We start from the raw sequence: 15,625 nt of genomic DNA on the forward strand, positions 1-15,625 counted from the left end.
AAACCGCCAATAACCCCAGTAATGATAGGATTTTCAACCCGGCGGGTGTAAAACTGACGGGGTAGAGATGAAACGATTTTTTGATGCAACACACTGTGATCGCCCCAACATATCATTGTGTTATCTGAATGATAAAATGCAGGTAAACCTAAAGCGCCAGGCTGGTACGCTGAAATGCCTGCTAACCCTTTAATCGGCATTATATGGAAGGAGTATTCTCATGGCTTACAAACACATTCTGATTGCGGTAGACCTGTCCCCGGAGAGCAAAATTCTGGTGGAAAAAGCCGTATCTATGGCGCGACCGTACAACGCCAAAGTTTCCCTGATCCACGTAGATGTTAACTATTCCGACCTGTATACCGGCCTGATCGACGTTAATCTCGGCGATATGCAAAAGCGTATCTCCGAGGAAACCCATCACGCGCTGACCGAACTTTCGCAAAATGCCGGTTACCCGATTACCGAAACCCTGAGCGGCAGCGGCGATTTGGCGCAGGTGCTGGTCGATGCCATCAAGAAATACGACATGGACCTGGTGCTGTGCGGCCACCACCAGGATTTCTGGAGCAAGCTGATGTCCTCTGCGCGCCAGCTGATCAACACCGTGCATATCGATATGCTGATTGTGCCGCTGCGTGACGAAGAAGAAAGCGTCGAAGATTAAGTAAGCGCTCGCAAACTTAGCCTGCCAACGCCCGCCTCTTGCGGGCGTTTTTCGTTATACCGCGATCATTAATCGCTTGTTAATCAACCGCCCTCCAGTGATATAGTCGCTAAAGACACAACATCATCCCCCAGGCTTTATTCATACCAATATTTATAAAAATAATGGGGGAAATTAATAGTATTACCCTATGAATTTCGGGCTGTAGCCAGCTCGCGGCTCCCCAGGCGCTTACTTAGGTAAGTAACTGGGGGAACCGCGAGCTCAGCTAACAAGGCTACAGCTTGAAAGGCGACGGGTATAAAGGAGCTATCCATGGAAAATGCTTTATCGGTAGAGTCGTTTTTGTCCTCGCTACAACGCCACAACCCCCACCAGCCTGAATATTTGCAGGCGGTAAGAGAAGTGTTTACTTCGCTGTGGCCGTTTATCGAACGCAACCCGCGCTATCGCGAGCACGCGTTGCTGGAGCGGTTGGTGGAACCGGAGCGTGCCATCCAGTTCCGCGTCAGTTGGGTGGACGATCGCGGCCAGGTGCAGGTTAACCGCGCCTGGCGCGTGCAGTTCAATTCCGCCATCGGGCCGTATAAAGGCGGTATGCGTTTTCATCCGTCGGTGAATTTATCGATTCTGAAATTCCTCGGCTTCGAGCAGACCTTCAAAAATGCGCTGACCACCTTGCCCATGGGCGGCGGTAAAGGCGGGTCGGATTTCGATCCGAAAGGCAAAAGCCAGGCGGAGATCATGCGTTTCTGCCAGTCGCTGATGACGGAGCTGTACCGCCATCTTGGCCCGGATACCGATGTGCCCGCCGGGGATATCGGCGTTGGTGGCCGTGAAGTCGGCTTTATGACCGGCATGATGAAAAAACTGTCCAACAACACCGCCTGCGTGTTTACCGGCAAAGGGCTGTCGTTCGGCGGCAGCCTGATCCGGCCCGAGGCCACAGGCTATGGGTTGGTCTATTTCACCGACGCCATGCTGCAACGCCACGGGCTGGGCTTTGAGGGGATGCGAGTCGCCGTTTCCGGCTCAGGCAATGTGGCGCAGTACGCCATCGAGAAGGCACTGGAACTGGACGCGCGCGTGATCACCGCGTCTGACTCGGGCGGCACCGTGGTCGATGAGGCCGGTTTCACCACCGAGAAGCTGGCCCATCTGGCGGAAATCAAGAATCAGCGTTATGGCCGGGTGGAAGACTACGCCCGTGAGCGCGGCCTGACCTACCTGGCCGGCCAGCAACCGTGGAGCGTGCCGGTGGATATCGCTCTGCCGTGCGCGACCCAAAACGAACTGGATCTGGAAGCCGCACAGTTGCTGATCCGCAACGGGGTCAAAGCTGTGGCCGAGGGCGCCAATATGCCCACCACCATTCAGGCTACCGATGCGTTCCTGGACGCCGGCGTGCTGTTTGCTCCAGGCAAGGCCGCCAACGCCGGCGGCGTGGCCACTTCCGGGCTGGAGATGGCGCAGAATGCCGCGCGCATCAGCTGGCGGGCAGAAAAAGTGGATGTACGTTTACAACATATCATGGCGGATATTCATCAAGCCTGCGTCGAATACGGCGGTGAAGGAAAGCAAACTCACTATGTGCATGGCGCCAATATCGCCGGATTCGTCAAGGTTGCCGATGCCATGCTGGCACAGGGCGTGCTGTAACTTATCCTTAAGGTGACATTGATCACACATCCGTTAAATGCTTCAATGCCGGCTCTCCTGCCGGCATTTTTACCGCCCCAAAACGCCCTTCCCCCCCTTAGATAGTTGCAATAATGTAAATAAATATGATTAATCATGTTAAATAAATGATGATTTTCCGTAGTAAAATTACCACCACTAAATTATTAAACATTTAATTAACATTAAAACTGCCATAATTTTACCTCAATGTGCGCAGATCACATTTCCTCAACTTCGGTTACGCCCCCTCTTCCATTCCTTTGTAATCTGCACTGGTGGAAAAACATCCACCCCTACAGATAAAAAAGGTACAGCGAATGAAATTTAACCTCGCATTATTAAATGCATGTGTGGTTTCTGCGTGCATGTTATCGACAACACCTGTTTTTGCGGCTGAAAAGTACGAGATCGCCGTGGTTGCCAAAGTGACCGGCATTCCCTGGTTCAACCGTATGGAAGTGGGCGTAAACGACGCAGCCAAAAAGCTCGACGTCAACGCTTACCAAACCGGGCCTTCCACCCCAGACCCGGCCGCACAGGTCAAAGTGATTGAAGACCTGATCGCCAAAAACGTTAACGCCATCATCGTGGTGCCAAACGACGCCAAGGTGCTGGAACCGGTGCTGAAAAAAGCGCGCGAGAAAGGCATCGTGGTACTGACCCATGAATCCCCGGATCAGCAGATCGGCCAGTGGGACATCGAAACCATCGACAGCGAGAAATATGCGCAGGCCAACGTTGATGAGCTGGCGAAAGACATGGGCGGCAAAGGCGGTTACGCCATTTACGTCGGCTCGCTGACCGTGCCGCTGCACAACGCCTGGGCCGATTCCGCGATCAAATACCAGAAAGCGAAATACCCGGACATGTTCGAAGTCACTTCGCGCCTGCCGGTGGCGGAAAGCATCGATAAATCCTACGCCACCACGCTGGATTTGATGAAAACCTATCCGCAGATGAAAGGCATTATCGGTTTTGGCTCCCTCGGCCCGATCGGTGCCGGCCAGGCGGTCGCCAAGAAGCGCGCCAAGGACAAAATCGCCGTGGTGGGCATCGCCATGCCGGCGCAGGCCGCCCCTTACCTGATGCGCGGCGATATCAAGAAAGTGCTGCTGTGGGATCCGAAAGACGCCGGCTATGCGCTGGTGACGGTGGCCGACCAATTGTTGCAGGGCAAGGAAGTAACCAAAGATTTGTCGATCGAAGGGCTGGGTAAAGCCGACGTCGATATGGATAAAAAAGTGATTCGGTTTAATAAAATTCTTGAAGTCACCAAAGATAATGCCAAATCGCTAGGATTTTAATCCTACCCGTTTCACACGGGTATGACTTATTACGCCACACCGGGAAAGTTATCCAATAACCTAAGGCGCAGCGCCTGCTGCGACCTTAGGATAATAAAAACCTGCATAGGTTAACGCTATGACCGCTTCCACCACATCCACCGCATTTATCACCCTGGAGAATATCAGTAAAAGATTCCCAGGCGTGCTGGCACTGGACCAGATCAACCTGACGCTGAATATTGGCGAAGTGCATTGCCTGGCCGGACAAAATGGCTGCGGCAAAAGCACCATTATTAAAATTATTTCCGGGGTTTATCAGCCGGAAAAAGGCGCCAATATTTCGCTGGAAGGCAAACTCTTTCATTCCCTGACGCCGCAGCTCTCCGGCTATTACGGTATTCAGGTGATTTATCAGGATCTGTCGTTGTTCCCCAATCTGACGGTGGCGGAAAATATCGCCATTCATCGCTATCTGCCCGGCGGCCATTTCTGGGTGCGCAAGCAGGTGATGCGCCAGACCGCGCTGGACGCCATGGCCCGCATCGGGGTGCATATCGATCCCGATAAAAAAGTCGAAAAACTGTCGATTGCCGATCGCCAACTGGTGGCGATTTGCCGCGCCATAGCCGCCGAAGCGCGGCTGGTGATTATGGACGAGCCTACCGCATCGCTGACGCGCCAGGAGGTCAACGGCCTGCTGCGGGTGGTCAATGAGCTGAAAGCGGCGGGCATCTGCGTGGTGTTTGTCAGCCATCGCCTGGATGAGGTGATGGAAGTCGCCGACCGTATTAGCGTGATGCGCGACGGCAAGCTGGTCGGCACTTACCCGGCAAGCCAACTCGACAGCCACGAACTGGCGTTCCTGATGACCGGCCAACGCTTCCACTACAGCCAATTGCCGGCACGCCCGCCAGCCGATACCGCCCCGCTGCTCGAAGTCTGCAACCTCAGCCGGCGCGGCAAATACCGGGACATCAATCTTTCACTGCGCAGCGGCGAAATAGTCTCGATTGTCGGGCTGCTCGGCGCAGGCCGCACCGAACTGTGCCTCAGCCTGTTCGGTATGACACGCCCGGACAGCGGTGAAATCAAAATCGACGGCCAACCGGTGCGGCTGCACAACAACCGCGACGCGGTGCGCCACGGCATCGGCTACGTGTCGGAAGATCGTCTGACCCAGGGGTTGATCATGGAGCAGTCGATCTACGACAACACCATCGTCACGGTGTTTGATCAACTGCATACGCCGCTTGGGTTGCTGGATCACGCCAAGGCGACCGAGCTGGTCAACCGGCTGATCCGTGACCTGAACATCAAGGTGTCCGACAGCGCGTTGCCGGTCAAAACCCTGTCCGGCGGCAACGCCCAGCGTATCGCCATCGCCAAGTGGGTAGCGACCCAGCCGAAGATCCTGATCCTCGACTCGCCCACCGTCGGGGTGGATATCGCCAACAAAGAGGGGATCTACCAGATCGCCAAAGATCTGGCCGAGCTCGGCATGGCGGTGTTGATGATCTGCGACGAGATCCCGGAAGCCTATTACAACAGCCATCGGGTGATGGTGATGCGCAAAGGCGAACTGATCGCCGAGTTTTCGCCGCACCACAGCACCGAACAACAGATCGCCGAGGTGGTGAATGGATAAGTCATTACTGGCCCGCCTGGCCGGCCGGCACGAGTTTTACCTGGGCCTGCTGGTGTTGTTGCTGGCCATTGGCCTGAGCGCCGGCACCAGCGAATTCCTGACGCTCGGCAACCTGACCGACGTCGCCACCAGCTACGCCATTCTCGGCATTCTCGCCTGCGGCCTGTTCGTGGTGCTGATTGCCGGTGGCATCGACATTTCGTTCCCGGCTATCACCGCCATCGCCCAGTACGTGATGGCTACCTGGGTTATTCAGCACGGCGGCGGCTTCCCTTTGGCATTCGTGCTGGCGATGGGCGTAGGCCTGTTGCTCGGGCTGGTGAACGGTTTTCTGGTGTACTGGCTGAAGGTGCCGGCCATCATCATCACCATCGCCACCCTGAACCTGTTCTATGGCCTGCTGGTGTACGCCACCAACGGCACCTGGCTGTACGGTTTCCCGGACTGGTTTATGGACGGCATCAACTGGTTCTCGTTCCAGGGCGCCGATGGCTACGACTACGGCCTGACGCTGCCGCTGCTGTGCCTGCTGGCGGTGGTGATCGTCACCGGCGTGCTGATGAACTTTACCCGCCTCGGCCGCCAGATCTTCGCCATGGGCGGCAACCGCGATGCGGCATCGCGCCTGGGGTTGAACCTGCTGCGGCTGCACTTCTACGTTTATGGCTACATGGGCATTCTGGCCGGTATCGCTGCGGTGGTTCAGGCGCAAATCACCCAGTCGGTCGCCCCCAACTCGCTGCTCGGCTTTGAGCTGACGGTGCTGGCGGCGGTGGTGCTCGGCGGCACCAGCATGACCGGCGGCCGCGGATCGCTGACCGGCACGCTGCTTGGCGTAGTGTTGCTGGCCTTTCTGCAAAACGGCCTGACGCTGCTCAGCGTGTCGGCTTATTGGCACCAGGTGTTCAGCGGCGCGATCATTTTGATCAGCATCAGCAGCACCGCCTGGAATGAAAAACGCAAGCTGGCCAAGGAGCTATGACATGAATTCGTTAACCCGCCTGATCCCGAACGATCGGATCATCCGCCTGCAAAGCGCGATCATCATTGCCGTGGCGCTGCTGTTTGCCGGGCTGCTCGGATCGCGTTTCTTCAGCGTCGGCAACTTCCAGTCGATCGCCTCGCAACTGCCGATCCTCGGCATGCTGGCGCTCGGAATGGGCATTACCATGCTGACCGGCGGCATTAATTTGTCGATCATCGCCGGTGCCAACGCCTGCTCGCTGGTGATGGCGACGATTATTGTCAGCCATCCGGATCAACCGCTGTTTTTAGCGCTGGCGCTGCTGGCCGGGCTGCTGGTCGCGGTCGCCATCGGCGCACTTAACGGCGTGCTGGTCGCCTGGGTCGGCGTTTCGCCGATTCTGGCCTCGCTCGGCACCATGACGCTGATCACCGGCCTGAATATCCTGCTGTCCAACGGCGCGGTGATCTCCGGCTTCCCGGCGGTGATTCAGTACTTTGGCAACGGCAGCCTACTCGGCATTCCGGTGGCGCTGCTGCTGTTCCTGCTGGTGGCCGTCGGCCTGTGGCTGCTGCTGGAGCACACCACGCTGGGCCGCAGTTTGTACCTGATCGGCTCCAATGAACAGGCCACCCGTTTTAGCGGGGTCAATACCGCCCGAGTGCAGATCGCGGTGTATATCCTGTCAGCCTTGCTCGGCTGGGGCGCAGCCCTATTGATGATGGCCAAGTTCAACTCGGCCAAGGCGGGTTACGGCGAATCCTACCTGCTGGTGACCATTCTGGCCTCGGTGCTGGGCGGCATTAATCCGGACGGCGGTTTTGGCCGAGTGCTTGGTCTGGTGCTGGCGCTGATTGTGCTGCAAATGCTGGAAAGCGGCCTCAACCTGCTGGGCGTCAGCAGCTATCTGACCATGGCCCTGTGGGGCGGTGTGCTGATCCTGTTTATCGCATTACAGAATCGAAAAGCCTGACTGGAGAAGAACAATGGCGAGTTATTTTATTGGCGTAGATGTAGGCACCGGAAGCGCACGCGCAGGGGTATTCGATCTCAACGGCCGCATGGTCGGGCAGGCCAGTCGGCCCATCGATTTGTACCGCCCGAAGGCGGACTTTGTCGAACAGTCTTCGGACAATATCTGGCAAGCGGTGTGCAGCGCGGTGCGCGATGCGGTCAACCAGGCCGACATCAACCCGATTCAGGTCAAAGGGCTGGGGTTCGACGCCACCTGTTCGCTGGTGGTGCTGGATAAAGAAGGCCAGCCGCTGACCGTCAGCCCGTCCGGCCGCACCGAGCAGAACATCATCGTGTGGATGGATCACCGGGCGATCGTTCAGGCCGAGCGCATCAACGCCACCAAACACCGGGTGCTGGACTTCGTCGGCGGGATCATCTCGCCGGAGATGCAAACCCCCAAAATGCTGTGGCTGAAGCAGCATATGCCGACCACCTGGGCCAATGCCGGCTACCTGTTTGACCTGCCGGATTTTCTCACCTGGCGCGCCACCCAGGACGCCACCCGTTCGCTATGTTCGACGGTGTGCAAATGGACTTACCTCGGCCATGAGCAGCGCTGGGACAAAAGCTATTTCAAACAGATTGGGCTGGAAGACGTGCTGGAACACGACGCCGCCAAGATCGGCAGCGACGTAAAAATGATGGGTGAACCGCTGGGCCACGGCCTGACGCAGCGCGCCGCCGGCGAGATGGGCCTGATTGCCGGCACGGCGGTCAGCGTGTCGATCATCGACGCTCATGCCGGCACTCTCGGCACGCTGGGTGCCACCGGGGTTTCCGGCGAAGTGGCGGATTTTAACCGCCGCATCGCGCTGATCGGCGGTACTTCTACCGGCCATATGGCGATGTCGCGCACCGCGCGCTTTATCGGCGGCGTGTGGGGGCCCTATTACTCGGCAATTCTGCCGGAATACTGGCTGAACGAAGGGGGTCAATCCGCTACCGGCGCGTTGATTGACCATGTGATCCAGTCTCATCCGTGTTATCAGGATCTGCTGACGCAGGCGAAAACCCAAGGGCAGACCATCTATGAGGTGCTGAACGCCCTGCTGCGCCGCATGGCCGGCGAGCCGGAGGACATCGCCTTCCTGACCCAGGATATTCACATGCTGCCGTATTTCCACGGCAACCGTTCGCCGCGCGCCAACCCGACGCTGACCGGCACCCTGACCGGGCTGAAGCTGTCGCGCACCCCGGAGGACATGGCGCTGCACTATCTGGCGACCCTCCAGGCGATCGCGCTCGGCACCCGCCATATTATCGAAACCATGAACCAAAGCGGCTACAGCATCGACACCATTATGGCCAGCGGCGGCGGCACCAAGAACCCGCTGTTCGTGCAGGAGCACGCCAACGCCACCGGCTGCGCCATGTTGCTGCCGGAAGAGAGCGAAGCGATGCTGCTGGGCGGCGCGATGATGGGCACCGTGGCGGCGGGCGTGTTCGACACGCTGCCGGAAGCGATGAGTGCCATGAGCCGCATCGGTAAAACCGTTACGCCGCAGACCAACAAAATAAAAAGCTATTACGACCGCAAATACCGCGTGTTCCATGAGCTGTATAACGACCATATGAAATACCGCCGGCTGATGCAGGAGGAGGCGTGATGCAGCAGGAATGGCAGCGAGCGACGGAAGCCTGGGCCATTTACAGCCGCGAACTGGCGCAACTCAGCCAACGCATCGACGCGCCCACCTGGCAACGGCTGCTGACGCTGCTGGCGGCGTGCCGGGGCAAGATTGCGGTCACCGGTGTCGGCACCTCCGGCATCGCGGCGCGCAAGATTGCCCATATGCTGGCCTGCGTGGAACGGCCGGCCATCTACCTGAACGCCACCGACGCGGCGCACGGCGATTTGGGCTTTCTGCGCGGCGATGATCTGATGATACTGATTTCGCGCGGCGGCAATTCCGATGAGCTGACCCGCCTGCTGCCGACGCTGCAGGCCAAAGGCGTACCGCTGATTGGCGTGACGGAAAACCCGGATTCGGCGATCGCTCATGCGGCGCAGCTGGTGATCCGCACAGGGGTGGAAAACGAGATAGATCCGCTGAATATGCTGGCAACTACGTCTATCGTGCTGGTATTGGCGATTTTCGATGCCGCCTGTGCCTGCCTGATGGAACGCAGCGGCTACAGCAAAGAAACCCTGCTGGCGGTGCATCCGGGCGGTGACGTGGGGAAAAGTTTGCGCGAGCAGGAATAACAGCGGGGCGAAGATGTTCGCCCCTGGGAATAAGCTTACAACGGCATATAAATATCGAAACGGTGGCTCTTGGTCAGGCTGGCCGCGTGCGCAGGCACGTTGGCCAACGGCGGGGCGTAATCCGGCCGCTTCACCACCACCCGCTTGGTCGCCAGCCGACGCGCAGGCTCCAGCAGGCCGTCGGCGTCGTCATCGCTGCCCACCAACGACTGAAATACCCGCATCTCTTTCTTCACCAGCGCGCTTTTTTGCTTGTGCGGATACATCGGATCGAGATACACCACTTCGGGCCGTGGATCCAGGCCGGTCAGCGCGGTCAGGCTGGAGGCGTGCAGCAGCGTCAAACGCTCACGCAGCCACGGGCCGATTTCCGCATCCTGATAACCGCGTTGCAGCCCGTCATCCAACAGCGCCGCCACCACCGGATTGCGTTCCAGCATCCGCACCTTGCAGCCCAGCGAAGCCAGCACAAAGGCGTCACGCCCCAGCCCGGCGGTCGCGTCCACCACTTCCGGCAGGTAACTGCCCTTGATGCCGACCGCCTTGGCCACCGCTTCGCCGCGCCCGCCGCCGAAGCGACGCCGATGCGCCAGGGTGCCGGAAACGAAATCGACGTAAATCGCGCCCAGCTTGGGTTCGTCGCGTTTGCGCAGCTCCAGCCGCTGCGGCGTCAGCACCAGCGCCATCAACGCATCGTCGTCCGAGGTTAACTGCCAGCGCTCCGCCAGAATAGACAAGGCGCCGGGATCGGCGCCTTCTTCACACAATAAACACACGCTCACCGGTGGGTTATCCTTTAATACCGTAATGGCGCAGCATAGCATCCAGCTGCGGCTCACGGCCACGGAAGCGTTTGAACAGTTCCATCGGCTCTTCCGAACCGCCGCGCGACAGGATGTTGTCGAGGAAGGATTTGCCGGTTTCGGCGTTGAAAATCCCCTCTTCTTCAAAGCGCGAGTAGGCATCGGCAGACAGCACTTCCGCCCACAGATAGCTGTAATAACCCGCCGCGTAACCGCCGGCAAAGATATGGCTGAAGGCATGTGGGAAGCGGCCCCAGCTCGGTGAAGGTACCACCGCCACCATTTTCTTCACTTCCGCCAGCGTCGGCAGGATTTGCGCGCCTTTTTCCGGGCTGTATTCGGCGTGCATGCGGAAGTCGAACAGACCGAACTCCAGCTGGCGCAGGATAAACAGCGCCGCCTGGTAGTTTTTGGCCGCCAGCAGCTTGTCGAGCATCTCTTTCGGCAGCGGCTCACCGCTCTGATAATGGCCGGAGATAAAGGCCAGCGCTTCCGGCTCCCAGCACCAGTTTTCCATAAACTGGCTCGGCAGCTCGACCGCATCCCACGGCACGCCGCTGATGCCGGAGACGCCGGCGATATCGATTTGGGTCAGCATATGGTGCAGACCGTGGCCGAACTCGTGGAATAGCGTGGTCACTTCGTTATGGGTGAACAGCGCCGGTTTGTCGCCCAGCGGGCGGTTGAAGTTGCAGGTCAGGTAGGCAACCGGCTTTTGCAGCGAGCCGTCGGCCTTGCGCAGGCTGCCGACGCAGTCGTCCATCCACGCCCCGCCGCGTTTGTTTTCACGCGCGTACAGGTCAAGGTAGAAGCTGCCGCGCAGTTCGCCGTTGGTATCGAACAGGTCAAAGAAGCGCACTTCAGGATGCCAGGTATCCACATCCTTGCGCTCTTTGGCGGTGATGCCGTAAATGCGCTTCACCACTTCAAACAGCCCTTCTACCACGCGCTGTTCAGGGAAGTACGGGCGCAGCTGTTCGTCGCTGATGGAGAACAGGTGCTGTTTTTGTTTTTCGCCGTAATAGGTGATGTCCCAGGCTTCCAGCTCATCCACGCCGTAATGCTGTTTGGCGAAGGCGCGCAGCTGCGCCAGCTCTTTCTCGGCCTGCGGGCGAGCACGCTTGGCCAGATCGTTCAGGAAACCGAGCACTTGCTCCGGGTTTTCCGCCATTTTGGTCGCCAGCGATTTGTCGGCGTAGCTGGCGAAGCCCAGCAGTTCGGCCAGTTCGTGGCGCAGCGCCAGCGTTTCCGCCATCACTTCGCTGTTGTCCCATTTGCCGGCGTTCGGCCCCTGATCGGAAGCGCGGGTAGCGAAGGCGCGGTACATTTCTTCACGCAGCGCACGGTTGTCGCCGTAGGTCAGCACCGGCAGGTAGCTCGGCATATCCAGCGTCAGCAGCCAGCCGTCCTGCTCTTTGGCCTGCGCCATCGCCTGGGCCTGTGCCAACGCGCTTTCCGGCAGGCCGCTCAGCTCGGCTTCGTCGGTAATCAGTTTGCTCCAGCCCATGGTGGCGTCGAGCACATTGTTGCTGTAGGTAGAACCCAGCTCGGACAGGCGCGCGACGATCTCGCCGTAGCGCGCCTGTTTTTCCGGCGACAGGCCAATGCCCGACAGTTCGAAATCACGCAGCGCGTTTTCCACCGACTTGCGCTGTGGCGCGCTCAGTTGGTTAAACGCTTCGCCCTCTTTCAGGCTGCGATACGCCTGGTACAGCCCCTCATGCTGGCCCACCCAAGTGCCGTATTCAGACAGCAGCGGCAGCGCCTGTTCGTAGGCGGCACGCAGTTCCGGGCTGTTTTTGACCGAATTCAGGTGCCCGACCGGCGACCAGATGCGCGACAGGCGATCGTCCGACTCCGCCAGCGGCTGACACAGGTTATCCCAGGTGAACGGCCCCGGCTGCGCGACCACGCGCTCTACCGCAGCGCGGCAATCGGCCAAGGCGGATTGCACCGCAGGCACGATATCTTCAGGGCGAATGGCGGAAAACGGCGGCAGGGAAAACGGTGTCAGCAACGGATTTGTCATAGGGGCAGTCCTGATTAGCGTTGGGGCCCGCCGCAGCGGGCAGGCCTTAAAATGCGAATGAATATCTAACATGGAGCCAAGCAGCGGGAAAATCAATGGCCGGGAAATGTTATTTAACTCACGCTTAACCGACGGGCGGTACTCAATGGAGAAATGCCGTCCTTCCCTTTGCTTCCATACGACCAAGTAAACACTCCGACCACGATCTCCCGCAGGAAAAAGCAAAAAATGTGATGTAATACAATAAAGCTGACAACATCCTATTTTACAAAACAGAAAAAACATTTATATATAAGCCCCTGTCTTTTATTAAGGCAATAAATTGAAAATAATTACTATAAACACTTATTGCATCCATTAGATGAATGAAAAGGATTTAATATGACATGGACTTATGACGTTATGACGAGAAAGTTCTCTTTGAATGGAGAATTCAAATTCTATGCGCAGTACGCCGGCGCCGTAGGCTACCAAAATAATACCAAATTTGAATGTTTGAAAGACAAAGGTCCATTGCCAAGGGGAAAGTACAAAATTGGAGCGCCTTACGCTTCAGTCAATACGGGTAGATATACTATTCCCCTTACCCCAACCAGCACCGGTAACATGTGTAATCGCGATGCATTTAAAATCCATGGTGATAGCCTGAAAAATCCTGGAAAAGCATCCAAAGGATGCATCATCGCCAACCCAAAATACAGAGAAGAAATATGGAATAGTGGTGATAGGGAGTTGATTGTACAATGAGAAAATTTTTAGCCATTTCAACATTTTTACTTTCCTCCTCAGTTATTGCCATGGAAAGTAACCCATGTGTTATTGTGGGTTCATCAGTAGAGATTCCCATTTTCAATGCAATGATTAACGACATGGACGTTAAAAGAGAATCAATAGTTGCAAAAAAAACCAAATTGGAACTTCTCGAAAACAAACCTGTAAATAAGTTATTGGCTATGCAACTGGCTAAAAGTGACGAGAAAGAGCTTTCTTTCGTCAAGTATAAAGAACTTTTTTCAATTTACCAGAGTGACAATCCAAGGAACCTTATCATAAAATATACCTACGAAAACACAGAAGGAAAACATAATATTTTTATTGGCTCTGCCATAGTCAATAACAATGAATGCTCCGTTGGTTTTAATGGGTATATTGTCGTGGAACGTGGGTTTTAAAACGCCTATTCAGTTGCATCGACTATAACGGAACTTATTTTATCCTGGGCATGCGAATCTGATCCCCGCTGAACCGTCCCACGCGCTTATTCTTTCAGGCCAACCATAGTTACCCACTCGGCGAAAACCAAAAGGCCTTAAAATGCGGATGAATATCTAACATGGAGCCAAGCAGCGGGAAAATCAATGGCCGGGCGTTGATAGATAGTGCCTTAAAGGCTGCTCTGGCGGATTTTCGCCGCCAGCACGGCCAGATGCTCATCGTCGGCGCGAGCGGCGTCGTGCGAGGAAAGATACCCTTCGTAACGATCGAAAAATTTGCTCGATTTGGACTCTATCGGCTGCCAGTGATCCAGCCCGGCGGTGCCGTGCATCGGGATTAGCTTGGCATGGACGTGATCGACGCCAAAGCCTTCGAACACCATGCCGCAGCGGCCCACGTCGTCAAACGCCCGGTCGAGCAATTGCGCCACCCGCTTGGTCGCCAGCATCAGTTCGCTGAGCGCCTCGTCCGGCAGCGCAAAGGCGTAGCTCGGGTAGTGGGCCTTGGGGATCACCACACTGAAACCTTCGGTATTCGGGTAAATGGAGAGAAACGCCATATGTGCGTCGTCCTCCCAGATTTTATGGCACGGCACTTTGCCCGCCACCATGTCGCAAAATAGGCAGCTCATCGTCGCTCCTTATCTGATCAAATCGCCTCTACCAGCTCAAACTCTTCGAACACCAGCCACATGTCCGGCGCAAAGCTGCCTTCACGGCTGAAAAAAGCCCGGTGCCCCTGCTGCCAGAACTCCAGGCTTTTATCCCCTTCACCCTCTTTGGCCGCCATCTCGGCGGTAACGTCACAGTAGCGGATCAGCCGCAGGGAGAGCGTTCTGATCACGCAGGCGGGTTCCCCTCGCCCATCAAGGATGACGCTATAATCGCCCAGCAGAGGCGACTTCTCTTGCCGGTAACTGGCATAAGAACCGCAGGTCGCCGTTTTATCCCCGCTCAGCACCAGTTGCAGCAGTTCATTGGCCAATTCGGGCCCATCGCCGAATGCCCAACGCGCAGCCTCGGGGTAACGGTCCAAAATCGCGTTTTCACTCATCGTCTTATCGCTCCCTTTAATGACCTGCGGTAACGCAGTTCAGTTTTTCCCTGCCAGACAGTTTATACTGTGCAGATTATAAGCCTTCATTCTTTTCAGCACGCTCCGCAGGAGCACAAGGAATTACCACCAGCCATGTTAAGTTACCGCCACAGTTTTCACGCCGGCAACCACGCCGACGTGCTCAAGCACACCGTTCAGAGCCTGATCATTGAATCGCTGAAAGAAAAAGAAAAACCGTTCCTGTACCTGGATACCCACTCCGGCGCAGGGCGCTATCAGCTGAGCGGTGAGCACGCCGAACGTACCGGGGAATACCTGGAAGGCATCGGCCTGCTGTGGCAACGTGACGATCTGCCGGAAGAGCTGGCGGCTTACATGAGCGTGATTCGCAACTTTAATCGCACCGACAGGCTGCGTTACTACCCTGGCTCCCCACTGATTGCCCGTCAGTTGCTGCGCCCGCAGGATAAAATCCACCTGACCGAGCTGCACCCGAGCGATTTCCCGCTGCTGCGCAACGAGTTCCAGAAAGACGAACGCGCCAAGGTGCAACGTGCCGACGGCTACCAGCAACTGAAATCCCAGTTGCCGCCACTGTCGCGCCGTGGGTTGATCCTGATGGATCCGCCGTACGAGATGAAAACCGATTATCAGGACGTGATCAAAGGCTTGCAGGAAGGCTATAAACGCTTTGCCACCGGCACTTACGCGCTGTGGTATCCGGTGGTGATGCGCCAGCAGATCAAACGCATGCTCAAAGAGCTGGAAGCCACCGGCATCCGCAATATTCTGCAGATCGAACTGGCGGTAAAACCCGACAGCGATCAACGCGGCATGACCGCCTCCGGCATGATCGTGATCAACCCGCCGTGGAAGCTGGAACAGCAGATGAAAAACGTGCTGCCGTGGCTGCACAAGACGCTGGTGCCGTCGGGCAATGGCCACCATTTGGTGAACTGGGTGGTGCCGGAATAAGCCCCCGGGCGCGGTACGCCGCGCCTTTATACCCTATAGCTTTCAAGTTGCAGCTAGGCGGCCAACTCGCTCATCCCCAGGC

15 protein-coding genes are annotated in these 15,625 nt (G+C 57.0%); 11 read left to right on the plus strand and 4 right to left on the minus strand.

The window, feature by feature from the left end; genetic code table 11:
- The first annotated feature begins 220 nt into the window (after positions 1 to 220).
- The 8 genes from uspA to SPL01S_RS14350 all read left to right on the plus strand — a co-directional run bounded on the left by uspA (position 221) and on the right by SPL01S_RS14350 (position 9,465).
- Positions 221 to 667: a universal stress protein UspA gene (gene uspA / locus SPL01S_RS14315; protein ID WP_063200726.1), complete on the plus strand. Its 447-nt coding sequence runs from the start codon at positions 221 to 223 to the stop codon at positions 665 to 667.
- A gap of 315 nt (positions 668 to 982) precedes the next feature.
- Positions 983 to 2,326, plus strand: coding sequence for an NADP-specific glutamate dehydrogenase (gene gdhA / locus SPL01S_RS14320; protein WP_063200729.1), 1,344 nt, complete (start codon positions 983 to 985; stop codon positions 2,324 to 2,326).
- 338 nt (positions 2,327 to 2,664) lie between these two features.
- Positions 2,665 to 3,651 (plus strand): autoinducer 2 ABC transporter substrate-binding protein, encoded by a 987-nt coding sequence (locus SPL01S_RS14325; RefSeq protein WP_062789808.1) that lies wholly within the window; start codon positions 2,665 to 2,667, stop codon positions 3,649 to 3,651.
- Between the two features lie 118 nt (positions 3,652 to 3,769).
- On the plus strand, positions 3,770 to 5,278 hold the full coding sequence (locus SPL01S_RS14330) for a sugar ABC transporter ATP-binding protein (RefSeq protein ID WP_063200732.1): 1,509 nt from the start codon (positions 3,770 to 3,772) through the stop codon (positions 5,276 to 5,278).
- The gene (locus SPL01S_RS14335) at positions 5,271 to 6,260 is read left to right on the plus strand and encodes an ABC transporter permease (RefSeq protein ID WP_004951557.1); all 990 of its coding nucleotides are present in this window, start codon (positions 5,271 to 5,273) and stop codon (positions 6,258 to 6,260) included. The genes SPL01S_RS14330 and SPL01S_RS14335 overlap by 8 nt, the downstream gene beginning before the upstream one ends.
- A 1-nt stretch (position 6,261) precedes the next feature.
- A complete protein-coding gene (locus tag SPL01S_RS14340) occupies positions 6,262 to 7,215 on the plus strand; it encodes an ABC transporter permease (RefSeq protein WP_062868990.1) in 954 nt (317 codons plus the stop codon).
- A gap of 13 nt (positions 7,216 to 7,228) precedes the next feature.
- The gene (locus SPL01S_RS14345; protein WP_004951563.1) at positions 7,229 to 8,866 is read left to right on the plus strand and encodes an FGGY-family carbohydrate kinase; all 1,638 of its coding nucleotides are present in this window, start codon (positions 7,229 to 7,231) and stop codon (positions 8,864 to 8,866) included.
- Positions 8,866 to 9,465 (plus strand): KpsF/GutQ family sugar-phosphate isomerase, encoded by a 600-nt coding sequence (locus SPL01S_RS14350; RefSeq protein ID WP_062868992.1) that lies wholly within the window; start codon positions 8,866 to 8,868, stop codon positions 9,463 to 9,465. The genes SPL01S_RS14345 and SPL01S_RS14350 overlap by 1 nt, the downstream gene beginning before the upstream one ends.
- 35 nt (positions 9,466 to 9,500) lie before the next feature.
- Here the strand turns inward: SPL01S_RS14350 and rsmJ are convergent, their stop codons facing one another.
- Positions 9,501 to 10,247, minus strand: coding sequence for a 16S rRNA (guanine(1516)-N(2))-methyltransferase RsmJ (gene rsmJ, locus SPL01S_RS14355; RefSeq protein ID WP_062868993.1), 747 nt, complete (start codon positions 10,245 to 10,247; stop codon positions 9,501 to 9,503).
- Between the two features lie 7 nt (positions 10,248 to 10,254).
- Complete coding sequence (gene prlC, locus SPL01S_RS14360) at positions 10,255 to 12,297, minus strand: oligopeptidase A (protein WP_063200735.1); 2,043 nt, start codon at positions 12,295 to 12,297, stop codon at positions 10,255 to 10,257.
- Between the two features lie 381 nt (positions 12,298 to 12,678).
- Between prlC and SPL01S_RS14365 the strand changes: the two genes are divergently transcribed.
- Complete coding sequence (locus SPL01S_RS14365; protein ID WP_062868995.1) at positions 12,679 to 13,044, plus strand: tlde1 domain-containing protein; 366 nt, start codon at positions 12,679 to 12,681, stop codon at positions 13,042 to 13,044.
- The gene (locus SPL01S_RS14370; protein ID WP_063200739.1) at positions 13,041 to 13,469 is read left to right on the plus strand and encodes a hypothetical protein; all 429 of its coding nucleotides are present in this window, start codon (positions 13,041 to 13,043) and stop codon (positions 13,467 to 13,469) included. Before SPL01S_RS14365 ends, SPL01S_RS14370 begins: the two co-directional genes overlap by 4 nt.
- 212 nt (positions 13,470 to 13,681) lie before the next feature.
- On the opposite strand, the gene SPL01S_RS14375 is transcribed toward SPL01S_RS14370, so the two are convergent.
- Both SPL01S_RS14375 and SPL01S_RS14380 read right to left on the minus strand, forming a co-directional pair.
- Positions 13,682 to 14,143 carry an HIT family protein gene (locus SPL01S_RS14375; protein ID WP_063200743.1) on the minus strand — a complete coding sequence of 154 codons (462 nt, stop codon included), beginning with the start codon at positions 14,141 to 14,143 and terminating at the stop codon, positions 13,682 to 13,684.
- Between the two features lie 17 nt (positions 14,144 to 14,160).
- Positions 14,161 to 14,565, minus strand: coding sequence for an ASCH domain-containing protein (locus tag SPL01S_RS14380; protein WP_063200746.1), 405 nt, complete (start codon positions 14,563 to 14,565; stop codon positions 14,161 to 14,163).
- Positions 14,566 to 14,700: 135 nt separating this feature from the next.
- On the opposite strand from SPL01S_RS14380, the gene SPL01S_RS14385 reads away from it, so the two are divergent.
- Positions 14,701 to 15,543, plus strand: a complete 843-nt coding sequence (locus tag SPL01S_RS14385) for a 23S rRNA (adenine(2030)-N(6))-methyltransferase RlmJ (protein WP_004951595.1) — start codon at positions 14,701 to 14,703, stop codon at positions 15,541 to 15,543.
- Positions 15,544 to 15,625: the final 82 nt, after the last annotated feature.

The organism is Serratia plymuthica NBRC 102599, assembly GCF_001590925.1.
In the GTDB taxonomy this organism is placed as follows: domain Bacteria; phylum Pseudomonadota; class Gammaproteobacteria; order Enterobacterales; family Enterobacteriaceae; genus Serratia; species Serratia plymuthica.

What these genes read in the sequence shown, in the direction of transcription:
- uspA (WP_063200726.1), top strand. Translation starts at nt 221, where the DNA reads ATGGCTTACAAACACATTCTGATTGCGGTAGACCTGTCCCCGGAGAGC.
- gdhA (WP_063200729.1), top strand. Translation starts at nt 983, where the DNA reads ATGGAAAATGCTTTATCGGTAGAGTCGTTTTTGTCCTCGCTACAACGC.
- SPL01S_RS14325 (WP_062789808.1), top strand. Translation starts at nt 2,665, where the DNA reads ATGAAATTTAACCTCGCATTATTAAATGCATGTGTGGTTTCTGCGTGC.
- SPL01S_RS14330 (WP_063200732.1), top strand. Translation starts at nt 3,770, where the DNA reads ATGACCGCTTCCACCACATCCACCGCATTTATCACCCTGGAGAATATC.
- SPL01S_RS14335 (WP_004951557.1), top strand. Translation starts at nt 5,271, where the DNA reads ATGGATAAGTCATTACTGGCCCGCCTGGCCGGCCGGCACGAGTTTTAC.
- SPL01S_RS14340 (WP_062868990.1), top strand. Translation starts at nt 6,262, where the DNA reads ATGAATTCGTTAACCCGCCTGATCCCGAACGATCGGATCATCCGCCTG.
- SPL01S_RS14345 (WP_004951563.1), top strand. Translation starts at nt 7,229, where the DNA reads ATGGCGAGTTATTTTATTGGCGTAGATGTAGGCACCGGAAGCGCACGC.
- SPL01S_RS14350 (WP_062868992.1), top strand. Translation starts at nt 8,866, where the DNA reads ATGCAGCAGGAATGGCAGCGAGCGACGGAAGCCTGGGCCATTTACAGC.
- prlC (WP_063200735.1), bottom strand. Translation starts at nt 12,297, where the DNA reads ATGACAAATCCGTTGCTGACACCGTTTTCCCTGCCGCCGTTTTCCGCC.
- SPL01S_RS14365 (WP_062868995.1), top strand. Translation starts at nt 12,679, where the DNA reads ATGACATGGACTTATGACGTTATGACGAGAAAGTTCTCTTTGAATGGA.
- SPL01S_RS14370 (WP_063200739.1), top strand. Translation starts at nt 13,041, where the DNA reads ATGAGAAAATTTTTAGCCATTTCAACATTTTTACTTTCCTCCTCAGTT.
- SPL01S_RS14375 (WP_063200743.1), bottom strand. Translation starts at nt 14,143, where the DNA reads ATGAGCTGCCTATTTTGCGACATGGTGGCGGGCAAAGTGCCGTGCCAT.
- SPL01S_RS14380 (WP_063200746.1), bottom strand. Translation starts at nt 14,565, where the DNA reads ATGAGTGAAAACGCGATTTTGGACCGTTACCCCGAGGCTGCGCGTTGG.
- SPL01S_RS14385 (WP_004951595.1), top strand. Translation starts at nt 14,701, where the DNA reads ATGTTAAGTTACCGCCACAGTTTTCACGCCGGCAACCACGCCGACGTG.